Below are 16,330 nucleotides of genomic sequence, written 5' to 3' on the forward strand. Positions count from 1 at the left end.
TAAACCAATGAAAAATAAACAATAAAACAAACTAGTACAGTTTGTGCTTTTATTTGGTAATGATGAAAAATGCCTTTCTATTCCCAGGAATGTATTATTAAGGAAATGTTATGAATTTAAAAATGTTAAAAGCTGCTATTGCAGGTCTAGTTTTATCTGTTAGCGGTTTTGCTAATGCTGGTTTAATAACTGAAACAACAGAACAAACAATTGATTATCAAGACTTTAGCTTCAATTGGGGAGTCTCAGATTGGCTTGCTAATACTGACGCTACTTTAACAATTGAAGTACAGGCGGATCTAGGTTACTCAGATCCATCTGCGGGTGAAAACTTTGATATTATACTAGAAAGCATTAATTTAGGTACCCATGGCTTGTTTGAATCAGGGCTAAATGGTTGGACAAACCTAAGTGCTACTTCAGGCATTAATGCTTGGCATGTTGCAAGAGATTTTAACTTAACAAGTTCACAGATGGCATTGTTATTGAGTGATAATTTATTTCAGCTAGATATTAATTTTAACCAAGGCGTTGATACATTTTATGGCAAATTAAATAACATTAGCCCATTTGTAAAAGTTAGTTTAGATTACGCTTCTACCAGTGTACCAGAGCCTTCTACACTTGTTATCTTCGCCTTAGGCATGATGGGGTTAGCATCAAGAAGATTTAAGAAACAGTAATTCTCTATTAAATGTTAAACGAAGCACCATTCATTGGTGCTTTTTTTGTCTGCATTTCATCATTCAAAAAACTAACTAGGTTGCCCAAACCACCAGCCCAACAGTAACGATACTATAAATATCATTGCATAATTACAGTATTTTGCTCACAATCACCACAATTGAGCGTGTAACTTTCTTTCTTTTTGGATACTTTTGTATTTTTACTACTACAACTAACACAAGGTGTTTTCATTGCGGTATTCGTTTCACACTTATTGCACTTAATAAAGTAGCCATAACGACCGTATTGCGCAGAGTAATCTGATTTTTCACCACACGATTTACATTGCAAAATTGAATCAGCAATAGATTCAACCTTCTTAACAGGCGTATTTACTACTTCTTGTTGCACTACTTTTTCAACGGTTTTGCTACCGCCTAATTGATCCATTAAAAATGCCGTTATCGATTTTAATTCTTCGTCATTAAAGCCAGGTCGCGTATCGAAAGGATTAAGCTTTGTGATGGCATAAGTTTTCAACTTCATTATTTCGTTGAGCTTGTCGACTAAAAACTCAGTTTTAACAAGCTGCTTTGATACATCATTAGGCATTGAATCACGGTCGATGATTGCATTACTTGATACAGCACAAACGTTATGCCAACAAAGCATTCCAAATGATTGCTGTTTAATACCGAGTAACTTACCTAAAATACTTTCTCGATTAGCATGTAACATTTCTCGCAGTAGCATTTGTTGTAATTCAACCTGCTTAATTGGCGAAGCCATTCCAGACCATTTACTGTTCAAGCTCCGAGTCCACTCACCTAAATCATTAACCTTTACTTCACCTGTTATGCTTTTAGATTCAATTAACACAAAGCCAAATGGATAAACAATTAAATGGTCTATCTGGGCTGTTTCATCATTGTGAGTAAACTTGAAGTCATTGATTACATAAACCTGCTGATGGTCTTTGAAGGTACGTCTTAAAAAGAAAGCTACATCTTGCTCTTGTCTTTGTCCTGCTTTCGCTGTTGGAGACACAGTATTTTGAAGTTTTTTATCTTTAAGAATCATCTGCTCGCATCCATAACTATAATACCTTTACAGTTATTCACCTTTATTCATCCAATGATTGAGCTTTTCGAGCACACTATCTGGCTCTATTGGTTTACTTAAGTAGTCATCCATACCTGCTGCAATGCATTTTTCTTTATCCCCTTGCATCGCATTGGCAGTCATAGCAATAATTGGTATTGAGATATAACCTGTACCTGCATCCCCCGCTCTTATTCTTCGAGTCGTTTCGTATCCATCCATTTCTGGCATTTGGCAATCCATAATTATTATAGTAAATGGGGTGGCTTGCGAAGCTTCTTTCATTATGCTGATTGCTTCTACTCCATTAGATGCAATTGTTGCGATTAATCCAATATTTTTTAACACACTCAACGCTACCATTTGGTTTATACGATTATCTTCTACAAGTAATACACGCACATTTTTATCCCAATGTTGTTTTACTGAACTTAAATTAGCACTTTTACCCGGTGGTTGTTTCAGCGTTTCTGCATGAATAGTGATATCTTTTTTCGTCGCTAATTGTAGTGAGTAAAATAACTCAGCAGTGGTTGCTGGCTTTGGAAAGTAACCGTTGATCCCTTTTTCAGCAAATTCTGTAGTCTGTGGGTTTTCACCTATTGGTGACATCAAAACCAACTTTATTTGGTCATACTTCGCATTTGTTCGAATGTAATTAACAAAAACATTACTATTTTTGCTTGGCAAGCCTGTATCTATTAGTATTAAATCAAACAGGTTATCGTGTCCAGACGATAAGCGTTGCTCACAATGTAATAAAGCATCTTTAATATTGGTTACAACTGTGGCCTTAATGCTCCAATGTGTTAATTGTTTGTATAATACCTCACCACTTGTCTTATTATTAGCAATTACTAACACTTTAATATTTATGGTATTTTCTGGTGGAGTAACATTTTTGGCATTCTCGCTTTTGTTGACCAGACAGGATATTTCAAAGCAGCTTCCTTCATTAATTTTGCTAGATACCTTTACATCTCCGTGCAACAAGTTGCATAGCCTTTTTGTTATTGATAACCCTAAGCCTGTGCCGCCATACTTTCTTGTAGTTGAAGCATCCACTTGACTAAAAGCGTCAAAGAGTGATGATATTTTGTCTTGGTCAATTCCAATACCTGTGTCTTGAATTTTACAACTAAACAAATAGCCATTAGCTTTAATAGCTTTTTCTAACTTGGCGACTATTAAAATTTCACCTTCATCTGTAAATTTTATAGCATTGCTTAAAAGATTAGTGATTATTTGTCGTATTCTACCAGGATCAGAGTTAATTAAAGAAAGGTCAACATCAGTTATATCTAGAATAACTTCAACTCCTTTAGTTTGTGCAGAATGTGCAATAGATTCGGCTAGCTCTTCTAATAAATGCCGTATATCAAAGTCAATAAACTCAAACTCAAGCTTGTCAGCTTCAATTTTTGAAAAATCTAATATATCGTTGATTAGCATTAATAGTGAATTGGCACTAGAGTATGCAATTCGAAGACGGTGTGATTGCTCTGGCGTTAACTCACTATCTTTAAGTAAGTTAAGCATACCAATAACACCATTCATTGGTGTTCGTATTTCATGGCTCATATTAGCTAAAAATTCAGACTTTAACTGGGTAGCTTCTTCAGCTTTTTCTAACGCTTCTTTTAAATCATTAGCTTGATTTTTTAATATAGCCGTTTTTTCAGTCACTTGATCTTCAAGCGCTGTCACAAAGTTCTTTTGCTTTGTTATTTCAACCTGCTGTAACCTCGTTCTTAAATAAATTGCTGCTATCACAGCAAGAGCTATAGCAATTGCATACAAACAATAGGCCCACCACATTTTCCATGGCGGAGGTAAAACAGATAAGTTAATCGACAGTAATTTTTCTCCCCAATTACCACTCGTGTTTGTAGCTTTAACTAAAAATTTATATGAACCGCCATCTAAGTTGGTGAAAGAAGCGGTATTTCGGTTACCTATTTCTATCCATTTATCATCAAAGCCTTCAAGTTTATAAGCATATAAATTTTTATTTGGCGAAGTAAAGTCAAGTACCGCAAATTCAAAAGAGAAAAAGTAATCAAGATAGGTTAACTGGATATCTTGAACATAAGAATATGGCGTATCAAGTTTGACTGGCTCCCCCATTTTATTAAAGCCTGTTAACACAATATTTGCTTCACTCTTACTCAACTCAACGGGTTCAGTATTAAAATACTCAACCCCTCTTTGGCTACTAGTAAATAATGTCTCACCTGCCCCTTTTACTAGGCTATTAGCATAATAGTTCAGGCCCAGTACCCCATTATGTTCATCATAATTAGTTATTTTACCTGATTTAGGATCTAACTTTGAAATACCTTTGTTAGTGGTTAGCCATAAATCGCCATTTTCATCATCGGCAATAGCGCGTATTAAAGACGTTGGTAAACCATTTTCGGCACTATAATGTTTAAAACTTTCAGTTTCGGGAAGATAAAGGTTAAGCCCTTTTTGAGTGGCAATCCAAATAGTACTATCTGCAGCTTGGTGTATGTCTTGAATAATATTACCTAGTAAGCTTCCATCTTTATTGACATTACCTTTGAATGAAATAAACCCTTGGCTTTCTTCTTGCCAAAGGTTAACACCATCGCCCGTACCCACCCACATATTGTCGTCTTTATCTTTAAATATTTCTAAAACCTCAGGGTGAGACAAACCGACAGTATCATTTAAATGACTAAAGGTTTTGGTTGATGTATTGTAGATGTAAACACCACTCTTATATGTACCTATCCAAAGATTACCAAACTTGTCAAGCGCCAACGCCCTAAACTCTCTGAACTTTTTATAATCTTGACTGGTTTTTGGGTACTGTATTACTTCTACTTTTTTTGTAGTTAACTGAAATTTAGCAAGTCCTTCATCTTGTGCTATCCATAAATTGTTATTATCAGAGAAAATAATGGGCCTTTCTATCAACCTGTTCTTACCAAAGCCATTCTTATCGCTAAAAATGGAACCTGATAATGTTTCTAATTTTTGCGCGTTAACATGCCATTTATAAAGTTGTGAGGTAGAGGATACAATTAATAAATCACCATTATTATCGGTGGTAATTCCATTGGGCGCACTTAATGAAGCATTCGTAATAGCCTTAAACTTACGATGAGGCGTTAGCTTATAGATACCGTTGATTTCACTAGTAATCCAAATTGTTTGTGAACTATCTTCAAATATAATTCTTAAGCCATCATCACTTTCTAATTGTAACTTTTCAATTTTACCTCCTGACTTTCCTTTACGATAAACACCTTTACTTGTAACAAACCAAATGTGACCACTACGATCTTCGATCATAGAATTTACTTGCCCTAAGTTTTTATTGTCAGGGCTTTCAATTCTAGAAAACATCCCATTGCTGGGGTTAAACGTATATGGACCTTGCTGGGTTGCTACATAAAGCGTTCCTTGAGATGTTTTTAAAATACTACGAATTTCGTTTGCACCTGTAGGTGTTATGTTTGCTGGGTCTGGAAAGTAATGCGTAAAGGTGCGTTTCGTTTTATTTAAAAGATTAAGCCCATAACTTGTAGCAACCCATAAACTATTTGCATCGTTGTCTTCAATATCCCATATTCGATTATGAGATAAACTTGATGCAATTCCATCAACCTTTTCAATTCGCTCAAACTTGTTATTACCAAGATATCGATTCAGCCCTCTATCGTAAGAGCCAAACCACATGGTTCCCTCTTGATCATGAAATAGTGATTGAATGCGATTAGATGAAATAGAGTCATGACGTTGAGAGTCATGCATAAAGTTATAAAACAGCCCGGTAGGTGGTTCATAAAGGTTAGCCCCTCCTCCCCAAGTTCCAATCCATATGTTTCCATTATGATCTAACAATAGGTTGCCCGCATCATTATGAGACAAAGTATTTGAGCTCATGCTGTTAAATTCATAAAGCGTAACTTTTCTACCATCGTAACGCATAACACCATTCTCAGCAGTGCCAAACCAAAGTAACCCCTGAGTATCTTGAATAATAGAATAGATTTCTGAAGAGACAAAACCATCTTCTGCGGTCAATTTTTTTACTGAGTATTCGTTCACTAATGCTGTAGGTTTGTTGAAACTGTATGCTGGAATAAAAAAACCCTTTATGAAAATAGCACTAAAAATTAAATGAACAACAAACAGGAAAATTTTTTTCATAAATATATTCTTTTGGTAGTTTAAAATATTTTGTATAAACGCAATAGGCTGACAAAAATTGACTTTTAATTAAAATTATTTATACACCATATACCATAAGTGAATTCGCACAAATGCACTTTCAATATATTGAGCTAAACAGCTTGTAATTAGGGCGTGTTGTTCTTTATTGTACATTTTTACAGCGATTTATTTGGTGTTTATACAAGGCTGAACTTATGTAATGGGCTTGTTCCCCATAAATAAGTGAAAACGCCGTAGAAAAACCAAATAGGCGCTGTCCTACTAATACGTTTAAACATGATTTACTTTTCGTTCTAGCTCATTTATGTAGAATACTACACTTTATTCGCTACGCCTCAATTAAATCATGTTTAATTCGTACAAAATTTGTACTCGAAAGTTCAACACGCCCTAATATTAACATTACTACATCTTTTAGTTGCGGTACAAAAATAAGACATTTAATAGTAATAATTTTATATGTTTGTTGATCGCAATCATAAGGTAGTAGCTATCTAGGTTATTTATGCAGAGTTACTAGGGCGTGTTGAGCTTTTAGGGCTGTTTTTACAGTTTTTATTCGGGGGCTGTACAAAGCAGAACCTTTGTCATTTAGCTATTGCACATAAAAAGTCAATAACGCCATAAAAAATGACCAACAAACGCTGTCAGCAGGATCCAGCTAAAAGCATTTGACTCTTTGTTGAGTAGTACTTGCTTGGAATGACTAAGCTACACACTACTCACCGTGATTAAACCATGTTTAATTTAAACAAAATTTTATAACACGTCCTAAATTATCTTTGATGCTGTTAAATAGCCTGATATCTTGTGCTATAACCGTGATAATGCTAATAAGAGTGGAATATGACAGACGATACATGCATTGAAGATATAGGCCATAAACTTAACCTAAGACACTTAACTCTCGCTGACTATGAAGATGTTAAGAAATTAATGGACGCAGTTTACCCAGGGCTTGGTGGGGCTTGGCCTAAAAATAAATTCAGAGCTCAACTTAAGGTCTTTCCTGACGGGCAAATTTGTATTGAAGACCATGGCGTAGTGGTAGCTGCAGCCTTTAGTGTAATAGTTGATTACGATAAATTTGGTGACCAACACACTTATGATGAAATTACGGGTGATGCATATTTAACTACTCACGACCCATTGGGTGACGTACTTTATGGTGTAGATGTATTCGTATCTCCAGATTATCGTGCTATGCGCTTAGGGCGTAGGCTTTATGAAGCACGAAAAGAAATTTGTCAAAACCTTAATTTAAAATCTATCGTTGCTGGTGGACGGATCCCTAAATATAAAGATCACGCAAAAGAGTTAACCCCACAAGCGTATATAGAAAAAGTTAAACGTAAAGAGCTTTACGATCCAATTCTAACTTTTCAACTCTCAAATGAATTTGAAGTAAGGCGAGTGTTAAAAAATTACTTGCCTGAAGATCAAGAGTCACATGGTTATGCAACATTATTAGAGTGGAATAATTTATATTACGATCCTGAAAAGTCACCACTTATCGGGGCAACCAAAACATCCGCAAGGATCGGCTGTGTTCAGTGGCAAATGCGAGCATTTTCTTCGGTAGAAGAACTGTCGCAACAAATAGAGTTTTTTATTGATGCGCTTTCAGATTACCAATGCGACGTAGCACTTTTTCCTGAGTTTTTTAATGCGCCTTTAATGGGTATCGAAAATCATGCTACCTCTATTGCCGCAGTAAAAGCATTATCAGAATACAGTGTTGAAATTGTTGAAGTTATTTCAAAGATGGCTGTAACTTATAACATTAATGTTATTGCAGGCTCCATTCCGGTTATTGAAAATGATGAGCTTTTTAATGTCTCATATTTGTGTCGACGAGACGGAACAATAGACTCACAATATAAACTCCATGTAACGCCACATGAAAAACGTGCTTGGATAATGCAAGGCGGTGATAAATTAAAAGTTTTTGATACTGACTTTGGACGTATTGGCATATTAATTTGCTACGACGTCGAATTCCCAGAGCTTGGACGTTTATTATCAGAGCAAGGCGTACAAATATTATTTGTGCCCTTTTGGACTGATACCAAAAATGGTTATCTCAGAGTTCGATGTTGCGCACAAGCACGCGCAATTGAAAATGAATGTTATGTTGCTATTGCTGGTAGTGTGGGCAATTTACCAAAAGTGGATGGTGCTGATATTCAATACGCGCAATCAGCAGTGTTTTCACCGTCAGACTTTGCCTTTCCTCATGATGCAATTATGGCTGAAACAACACCCAATACCGAGATGACATTGGTGGTTGACCTTGACTTAGATAAATTAAACAAATTACAAAATGAAGGCTCAGTTAGAAATTATTTAGACCGTAGACGTGATCTGTATAAAGTTTCCTGGATAGAAGACTAAGTCATATTTAAACAAAATAGTTTAAAGCACTTGAATAAACCCAAGTGCTTTGAACCGATAGGTGTAGTGCTTTTTACTTACCTTCCAACACCGCCTCGTAAACTAAAGAAATAATACTGCCATACTTTCCTGTTTCAAATGTTTTACCTTTAAAGTAATAGTTTTCTTCATTCTCTTCATCATTTTCAATCAGGGAATGTCTAGCGTTAGTTAATAATACAATGCCTAAGTCATGCTCTGGATCGATAACGGTAACTGTACCAGTCCAACCCGTATGCCCATAGGCTGAAGGACTTGCATAAGGCCCAAAGTGCCACTTTAATGCGCCGTTATTGTTTCTACGCCAACCTAAACCATAACTACCATTCGTATCTGCAGGTTTTATAAATTGGTCGATAACACTTTCGTTAAAAATTTTAGTGCCTGCATAGCCGCCTCTGTTAAGTAATGTTTGTATTAATATTCCGATATCAGAAGTAGTGGAAAATAGTCCAGCATGCCCTGCTACTCCTTCGAAAGAGTGATAAGCTTTTTCATCGTGCACTTCACCTTGCAACACATAACGACGAACATTATCAAATTCAACTCGGCCACCGCGTGTCGTACCATGTATTTCTGTAGCGGCAATTTCTGATTTAACCTTTCCTTTGATTAAAGGGTTAAATAGCGTGTCTTTTAAACCCAAGGGTTGATAAATATCATATTCACTGTATTGATCTAATCCTTTGCCAGTAATACGCTCTATCAACATGCCAAGTAGCATAAAGTCGGTATCACTATAGATATGTTTAGTATTTCTGCCCATTGAAAACGGTACTTTGTTTAAAATAAGTTGTTTGGATCTCGCACTGTTTTGCGAGTAATACTTTTTACCTAACTTGTTGTTACTATCAAAAAAACGAATTTGGGGAGCGTATCCAGCACTGTGGGTTAATAAATCTTTAACTAATCGCGTGTCTCTACCAGCGCCAGTATAATCTGGTAAATAATATGAAATCGGCTTATTAGTATCTAACCGCCCTTCACTTACTAACTTCATTAATGCAAAATTAGTTGCAAACATTTTCGTATTTGATGCGATATCAAAAATGGTATTGGTAGTCATTGGTACAGGAGAGGCTAATAAATGGCCGCCATCCTCATATTTTTTCGCAAAGCCATACGCGCTATGTTTAATTACCTTACCGTTTTTTATCACCATTAATACTGCACCGGGAAATCCCTGCTCAATATCAGACTGTATTTGCTCATCAACCTTCTTAAAACGTGTACTATTTTTATTAGTTGCTAGTGTAAGTTCTGGAAATGGAATAATAATATTGAGTGACGCCCCTTCGGGTAAAATATTATCTACCCTTAAAGTATTAACACCATTTTTGGTTCGACGCTTCAAGCTATATTGATAGCGCTGTCCATGCTCCATCTTCGTGTTAATATTCAGTTTTTCACCGTTTACATAAATATCTGCAGAGAGTGCATCGTTATTATCAATAATAATTTCACCACCGCCACGATAACTTTTAAAAGTCGCTCTATCGTTAACTAATGCTCTAGTGCTTCGTTCTACTTCCGGAAAGCGTTGATCTATTTGCCCTCGTTTCGGCTTGAATAAGCTAATAGACTCAACAACCTTTTCATCTTCATACCGACTTAATAATCGTTCGATCTTTTCAGGAAAGTACTTTTCTAACAATGCAAAAATAGTAGCAACTGTTTTTGAATCTGGCTTGCCCGTAACTTTCCATGGAATAAAGTGCATTTGAAAGGCAGAAAGAGTATCAAGTGTTTGACTGTCTAATTCACCGGTTTCAATTATGCCATAGCCATAACTGTTTAATGCCTTTTGAACAAGCCCTATATTAGGAGCGGTAGCATTAAACAATTGCCAATATTTATCGACGGTTTCTGTTTCATACCAAGCGCCAATACCTGCTTGGTACAGTTGCTGCCATGGGAATCGTGGACCTGGATCATTTTTACGTGTGGGCGTAATGTCAGAATGACCAATCACCTGCGTAGGGGTTATATCTGGGTTACGTTTAAGAATGTCTTTTGACAACTGAATAATTAATTCAACTTGCTTGGGGTCAAAATCAGGGAAGACACACAGTTTATTATCATCATTTTCTTGTTGATAATTTAGTACCCTTTCGCCTTCAATTTTTTCTAGTTTTCGACATTCAGGGACGTTAACTATTTCTATACCGATAGACTGATCATTTAAATCAATACGTCCTTGCCAATAACTGCTACCTGCATGCCAAGCGCGTTTTGATTCTGGCACCAATTGATAAATAGATAACTCACTTTCTTTATAGCTGTCATCATTTGATTCTGGAATAAGGTAATGTGAGCTAACTCCTCCTTGATCCACTAATGCAGTTACTGATTGTTGATAATCAATAGCCGTATAGTGCATTACTAAAAATTTAACACGCTCACTATAATTATTTGACGGTAGCGACTTTATCGGTAACGAACTACAACTACTTATCAACAAAACTATAATAAGTAAGTGCCCTAAAAAGTATTTATTATTTTTAGCCTCAAAAAAAGAGAATTTACTCTTCATAGTGTATTGCTCATTCATGTTTTATAATTTATATATTAAAAAAAATCCCCATGCAATGACGGGGATTTAATTATTAACGTTTACGTTTAACTACACTAAACTCAATTAAAAGCCTACTTTAACTGATAATTGTAATCTACGCGGATTAATTAAATTACGCGCTTCACCAAACGTTGTGTTTGATGCATACGGGTCGTAGTTATACCCTGTTTGGTTATCAAAAACGTTAAACAATTCAGCAGAAAATTCAACTACATAGTTATCATAAACGGTAAAGTTTTGATTATAAGTTAAATCCATTTGCCAATGGCTGCTTTCACGGCGGCTACCGGCATACTCAGCATAACGTATGGTTGAACTTGAATAACCATATTCAGAGCCATCCCATTTCTCCCACACATCACCAGATTGGTAAACAAGGTAAGCCCCAACGTTAGCTTCCCAATCTGTTGTATAATAACCATAGGCTTTAAATACGTGCGGTTTATCACCATTTAACTTACCGTATTTACCATCCCAAACTTGACGTCCTTTACCGTCACCAAGGTTTGATGAACCGATAAATAGGTTGGCATCACTTGAACCACCAGTAATATCTTGGTCGTAGTTACCATAGTAATGGCTCCATACATACGACACATTAAGGTAAGTACGATCACCTTGGTATTCCGCTTCTAAACTAACTTCCCAATACTTGGTAAAGGCATCATCTAATTCAGCAATTACGTATGATGAACCACCTACTTCATCACGCATTGCACCTAAATTTGGAATGTACTCGCCTTTAGCTGCAATGTGATCAGGTACGCCACCAAATGGACTTTTATATTTTCCATCAAGACGTGATGTGTTAGGTGTATCTTCCCAGAAGTGATCACCTTTACGATGACGTACATGTCCACGAAATAATAAATCGCTAGACACAGCTTTAGTCGCACCAATGGTAAATTCATCTATACTTCTTGGTGTCATCCCTTCTTGGAAAAACTTACCTGAAGAACCATCTCTTGGCTCAGATTCAATAAAGTTACCATTTTCGTCAAAGTCAACATTTAGCGCTGAACGAGTATTTCTTGCCCAAGACGCAGCACGAGATAATGAAGACGCTTCAGGATTATAACGCGCATAGTTTGCAAATACAGAGGCATCGTCTTGGTAATTCCACGTTGCACCTAAACGCGGTTGAATCATGTCGCTAAAACCAATAGTGTGCATTTTATATTTTTCGCCTGGCGCTAGCTCATAACCAGACACATTTGATGAGTTAGCTCTTAAACCTTGACCATATAAAACATCTTTACTTACTAACACACCTAACTCGAATACAAAGTCTTGGTATTCAATTGAATCGTTAATCTCAATATTATAGCTTTCATTCGAAGATTCAATAACCGGTACAGTAGAGCCTGAGGCATCTTGTAAGCTCATTTGTTGGGTAATAGCACGATAATAAATTGGCGTACCATCAGTAGCAGTTTCTTGACCGCCAAAGTAACTAATGCTACCCCAGCCATTTGAAAAACGGCTAATTTCTTCAGTACCTTCAGCCCATTTAAAACCAACATGGATGTTATGGTAAGTTGAACCCCATTCTAATTCATGCTGTAAAGATAGCTCTAAACTGTCTCGATAAAAATTTTGTTCGTTAATAGTAGAGCCAGCACCAATTGAACCACCGCCTGCTTTCAAACCTGCATCATCAACATAACCATATTGGTCGATTAATAATTGGGCTTGAGCATTGTCAAAATCTGGGTTATCAAGTTGCAAATTAGGTACATTGAATAAACCTAGGTTGTCTAAATTGGTTAAATCTAAGTTGTCACCTAAAGTTGGGGTAACATCGCTGAGTAATCTATCCGGACCACCCGCTGTTTCAAGTTTAAATTGGCTATATTGAAAATTAAAGGTCGTCATATCATTAATAATGTATGACCCTTCAAAGGTTATAATATCTTGATCTGCACTTGAACCTTCAGAAGTACTATCAGTATCAAATGCACCAATAGACTCACCGCTATTATCTTTGTCTGAGGTACGATAACTAAAGTTTAATAGTAAATCGTCTGTAGGTGCATAGGTTAGCTTACCAAAATACTCTTTACGCACACTGCTATAGTCTTTTGTTTCGCCGTAAGCCGTTTCTTTGTTTACACGATCACTTTCTGGACGATAAAACGAACCATAAAAGAATAATTCATCTTCAATAATTGGCCCACTTAAGCTACCAATTAACCAAGACTTATTAAGTTCATACTTAGTGCCATCAGCATCGTCTTTGTCGGCAACAAAGCTTTTATCTTGAATTTTATACTCTAAAGAGCCATGAAATTCATTAGTACCTGATTTAGAAATAGTATCTATTGAAAAACCACCAGAGCGGTTAAAACCAATAGCTTTAGCACCACCACGGTCCATTGTTACACTTTGCACATCATGGGTAGATGGCTCAGAGGCTAATGTACCAAACATAGGTAACGACACATCAACGCCGTCAAACCCGTATTTATTATCTCGACCAGAACCACCAGCCGATGGGCCTAACACTGAATTTTCAGAGTATTGTACACCAGGAATAAGTTTCATTAAGTCGCGGTAGTTAGTACCTGTTGGTACAGCATCTACAACTTCTGCACTTACCGAGTTTGTTAAAGAAGAGTTACCCTCTCTAAAAATTTTTGAACCAGTAACAGTAATAACTTCAACGTTCTTAGATGTCGGCTCAAGCAATAAGTTAACTCTTGTTGATTGATCTAAAAAAACCTCAACATCCATTTGACGGGTTGTACCATCACTAGAAACAAATGTCAGTTGGTACTTGCCTGGAATTAGCGCTTGAAGGTTATATGACCCGTCAGCATTAGTTACCACAGAGCGTGGTTTGGGCATGTTTTCACTTGTGGCGGTTACAGTAACACCGGCAACACTTATACCTGCATCTTCTGTTGTTACTTTACCTCTTATGCTACTGGAAGATTGTGCAAATGCTGAAGCACTAAGTCCCATAGCCAGAACAAGCGCTATCTTTGTTAATTTCATGTTGAGCTTCTCCAAGTTATTATTATAAAAGAATAATCAATAAGATTAATAACACACCATAGTTATCCCTAACCCAATGTTTTGTTATAAACAATCATATTTGTTCAAATGTATAATTTTTATTCGTTGTTAGTAACTTACCACACTAGCAATTAAAGTAAATATTTTATTACAACTTTATTGAAAACAACAAATATATTATTACCAAGAAAACACGTTAGTTGTAGATAATAATCTCTAAAATATAGCCTAGTAGTTAATTATTACTAGTAATTAAGAATTAAATAATGATATAAACTTTAAAATAATTTATTACTGTGGGTCGAAATGTCAGCACTTGTTAAAATAAAAGCGATGAAAAAATCGCTCTCTGTTAGTGAGTTAAAATTAGCCAATTTTGTGTTGAAATCTTCAAATGCAATACGGGAGCTATCATCTCAAGAATTAGCGAATGTCATTGGGATCAGCCAATCAAGTGTCGTTAAGTTTACACAAAAGCTCGGTTATAAAGGCTATCCAGCGTTTAAAATGGCAGTTATTGATGCGTTAAATAGCGATACGAATGATCCAAAATTACATGGTGAAATAACATTACACTCTAGTTTAACTCAAATGGCAGAAATTTTACTTAACAGTAAAATGGCTGTACTCACTGAAACAAAAATACTTAATGAACAAAAGTCTTTTGAAGACGCGCTAGCATTAATAACGTCTGCAAAGCGTATTTTAATATGTGGTTTAGGTGGCTCTGCACTTGTTGGTAAAGATTTTTCGTATAAATTACAAAAGCTTGGTTTTTCAGCCTACGCTGAGCCAGACGGTCATGCACAATTGGCATTTGTTTCAACCTTTAAAAAAGGTGATTTAGTTTTTGCTATTAGTGAATCGGGGCAAACTAGAGAGGTGCGCTCTGTTACTGAACAAGCTAAAGCAAATAATAGCTCTGTTATCTCGCTAACTAAGTATGGTTCAACACCTGTTTCAGATAATGCTGACGTGAAGCTTTATTCAGTTGCAGAGCAAGAGTCGATTCGGTTATCGTCTATTTTAGCCAGAACATCACAAGAGTTTGTCATTGATATCTTGTTTATCGCGCTAACCCAGTCATCAAGCCAGGGTAGAAAGTTACTCGAGAAAAGTAATAATGTGGTTAAAGACTTCAGAGAAAGCTAAGGCGATAAGTCAACTATTCATAAATTAAATATTCGGTACGCAATTGTTTAAAAGCGGCTAAGTCTTTTTGCCATGTCGCTTTTATTTGTTGTGAACTTTCACCTAATTCAATGCTTTTACGAAGTTTATCGGTGCCCGCTAGCTTGTCCATAAACTTGGGATGTTTGAAAAACTCTTGGTTATTCTCTTTAAATAAATTATGCCACTGAATCAATGGTCCAAGATCAAGTCCATGAATAGTAGACTTTCTTAAGTCTTGTCCTGTGAGCTGAACATCCATTAATTTAGGTCTTGAGGCGCTACCAGGTGTAGATACAGGCATAAACTTAAAGTCGCCAATTGCGTAATCATTATGCCCAATGACTTGAAAAGGGAATGGTGTACCTCTACCTATACTTACCACCGTAGGCTCAAAAAACGTTAAAGACGGGTAGAGTTGAATTGATTGGTCATTAGGTAAATTAGGGCTTGGCTTTATAGGTAAAGAATATTGACTATTACGTGTATAGTTTTTCACTGGCACTATCGTTAAATTGAGTGCGTTTTTACTTGATAGCCACCCCTGCCCTTTAATCATTTGTGCCAGTTCTCCTAAAGTCATCCCATGTAAAATAGGGATTGGATGCATGCCAACAAACGACTTAAATGACTCTTCTAATATCGGGCCATCAACATACTTAATATTTGGATTGGGACGGTCAAATACAATAAAATGTTTATTGTTGTCTGCTGCGGCCTCCATCATATAGTGCATTGAGCTTAGGTAAGTATAAAAACGTACACCAACATCTTGAATGTCAAAAACAATAACATCAAGCGCTTGCATTAGTGCTTTAGCTGGTTTTTTGTTTTTCCCATAAATAGAAATAACCGGTAATTTAGTTTTGGTGTCAATATCACTTTTAACCGTCGCCCCTGCATCATGATCTCCACGAAAGCCATGCTCAGGTGCGAATATATAGCTAATATCAACCCCTTCCCCTAAGAGAAAGTCAACAAGGTGCTTTCCTTGTACTACAGAGGTTTGATTAACCACTAATCCTACTTTTTTACCCTTTAATAAGGGTAAATAACTTACTGGTTGTTCAGCACCAACGGTAATAGTCTGTGCATGGCTATTAACGCTAAATAACATTATGAAACAAAGACTAAAAAGAATATAAGTTAATGCTTTCATCG

General features: G+C 36.2%; 8 protein-coding genes. 3 read left to right on the forward strand and 5 right to left on the reverse strand.

What is annotated here, in order from left to right; translation table 11 throughout:
• Positions 1–110: 110 nt before the first annotated feature.
• Positions 111–683 carry a PEP-CTERM sorting domain-containing protein gene (locus QUD79_RS10295; RefSeq protein WP_184423072.1) on the forward strand — a complete coding sequence of 191 codons (573 nt, stop codon included), beginning with the start codon at positions 111–113 and terminating at the stop codon, positions 681–683.
• 121 nt (positions 684–804) lie between these two features.
• Here the strand turns inward: QUD79_RS10295 and QUD79_RS10300 are convergent, their stop codons facing one another.
• Positions 805–1,746, reverse strand: a complete 942-nt coding sequence (locus QUD79_RS10300; RefSeq protein WP_184423070.1) for a nuclease-related domain-containing protein — start codon at positions 1,744–1,746, stop codon at positions 805–807.
• Between the two features lie 33 nt (positions 1,747–1,779).
• The gene (locus QUD79_RS10305; RefSeq protein ID WP_221435140.1) at positions 1,780–5,949 is read right to left on the reverse strand and encodes a hybrid sensor histidine kinase/response regulator; all 4,170 of its coding nucleotides are present in this window, start codon (positions 5,947–5,949) and stop codon (positions 1,780–1,782) included.
• 870 nt (positions 5,950–6,819) lie between these two features.
• Between QUD79_RS10305 and QUD79_RS10310 the strand changes: the two genes are divergently transcribed.
• On the forward strand, positions 6,820–8,367 hold the full coding sequence (locus tag QUD79_RS10310) for a carbon-nitrogen hydrolase family protein (RefSeq protein ID WP_184423068.1): 1,548 nt from the start codon (positions 6,820–6,822) through the stop codon (positions 8,365–8,367).
• Positions 8,368–8,440: 73 nt separating this feature from the next.
• On the opposite strand, the gene pbp4b is transcribed toward QUD79_RS10310, so the two are convergent.
• Both pbp4b and QUD79_RS10320 read right to left on the reverse strand, forming a co-directional pair.
• Positions 8,441–10,939: a penicillin binding protein PBP4B gene (gene pbp4b / locus QUD79_RS10315; protein WP_184423066.1), complete on the reverse strand. Its 2,499-nt coding sequence runs from the start codon at positions 10,937–10,939 to the stop codon at positions 8,441–8,443.
• Positions 10,940–11,044: 105 nt separating this feature from the next.
• Positions 11,045–13,978 carry a TonB-dependent receptor gene (locus tag QUD79_RS10320; protein WP_184423064.1) on the reverse strand — a complete coding sequence of 978 codons (2,934 nt, stop codon included), beginning with the start codon at positions 13,976–13,978 and terminating at the stop codon, positions 11,045–11,047.
• Between the two features lie 327 nt (positions 13,979–14,305).
• On the opposite strand from QUD79_RS10320, the gene QUD79_RS10325 reads away from it, so the two are divergent.
• Positions 14,306–15,151, forward strand: a complete 846-nt coding sequence (locus QUD79_RS10325) for a MurR/RpiR family transcriptional regulator (RefSeq protein WP_184423062.1) — start codon at positions 14,306–14,308, stop codon at positions 15,149–15,151.
• Positions 15,152–15,164: 13 nt separating this feature from the next.
• Here the strand turns inward: QUD79_RS10325 and QUD79_RS10330 are convergent, their stop codons facing one another.
• Positions 15,165–16,328, reverse strand: coding sequence for an exo-beta-N-acetylmuramidase NamZ family protein (locus QUD79_RS10330; RefSeq protein ID WP_184423060.1), 1,164 nt, complete (start codon positions 16,326–16,328; stop codon positions 15,165–15,167).
• Between the last annotated feature and the right edge of the window lie 2 nt (positions 16,329–16,330).

Origin of the sequence: Thalassotalea piscium (assembly GCF_030295935.1) — a bacterium.
Lineage (GTDB): Bacteria > Pseudomonadota > Gammaproteobacteria > Enterobacterales > Alteromonadaceae > Thalassotalea_B > Thalassotalea_B piscium.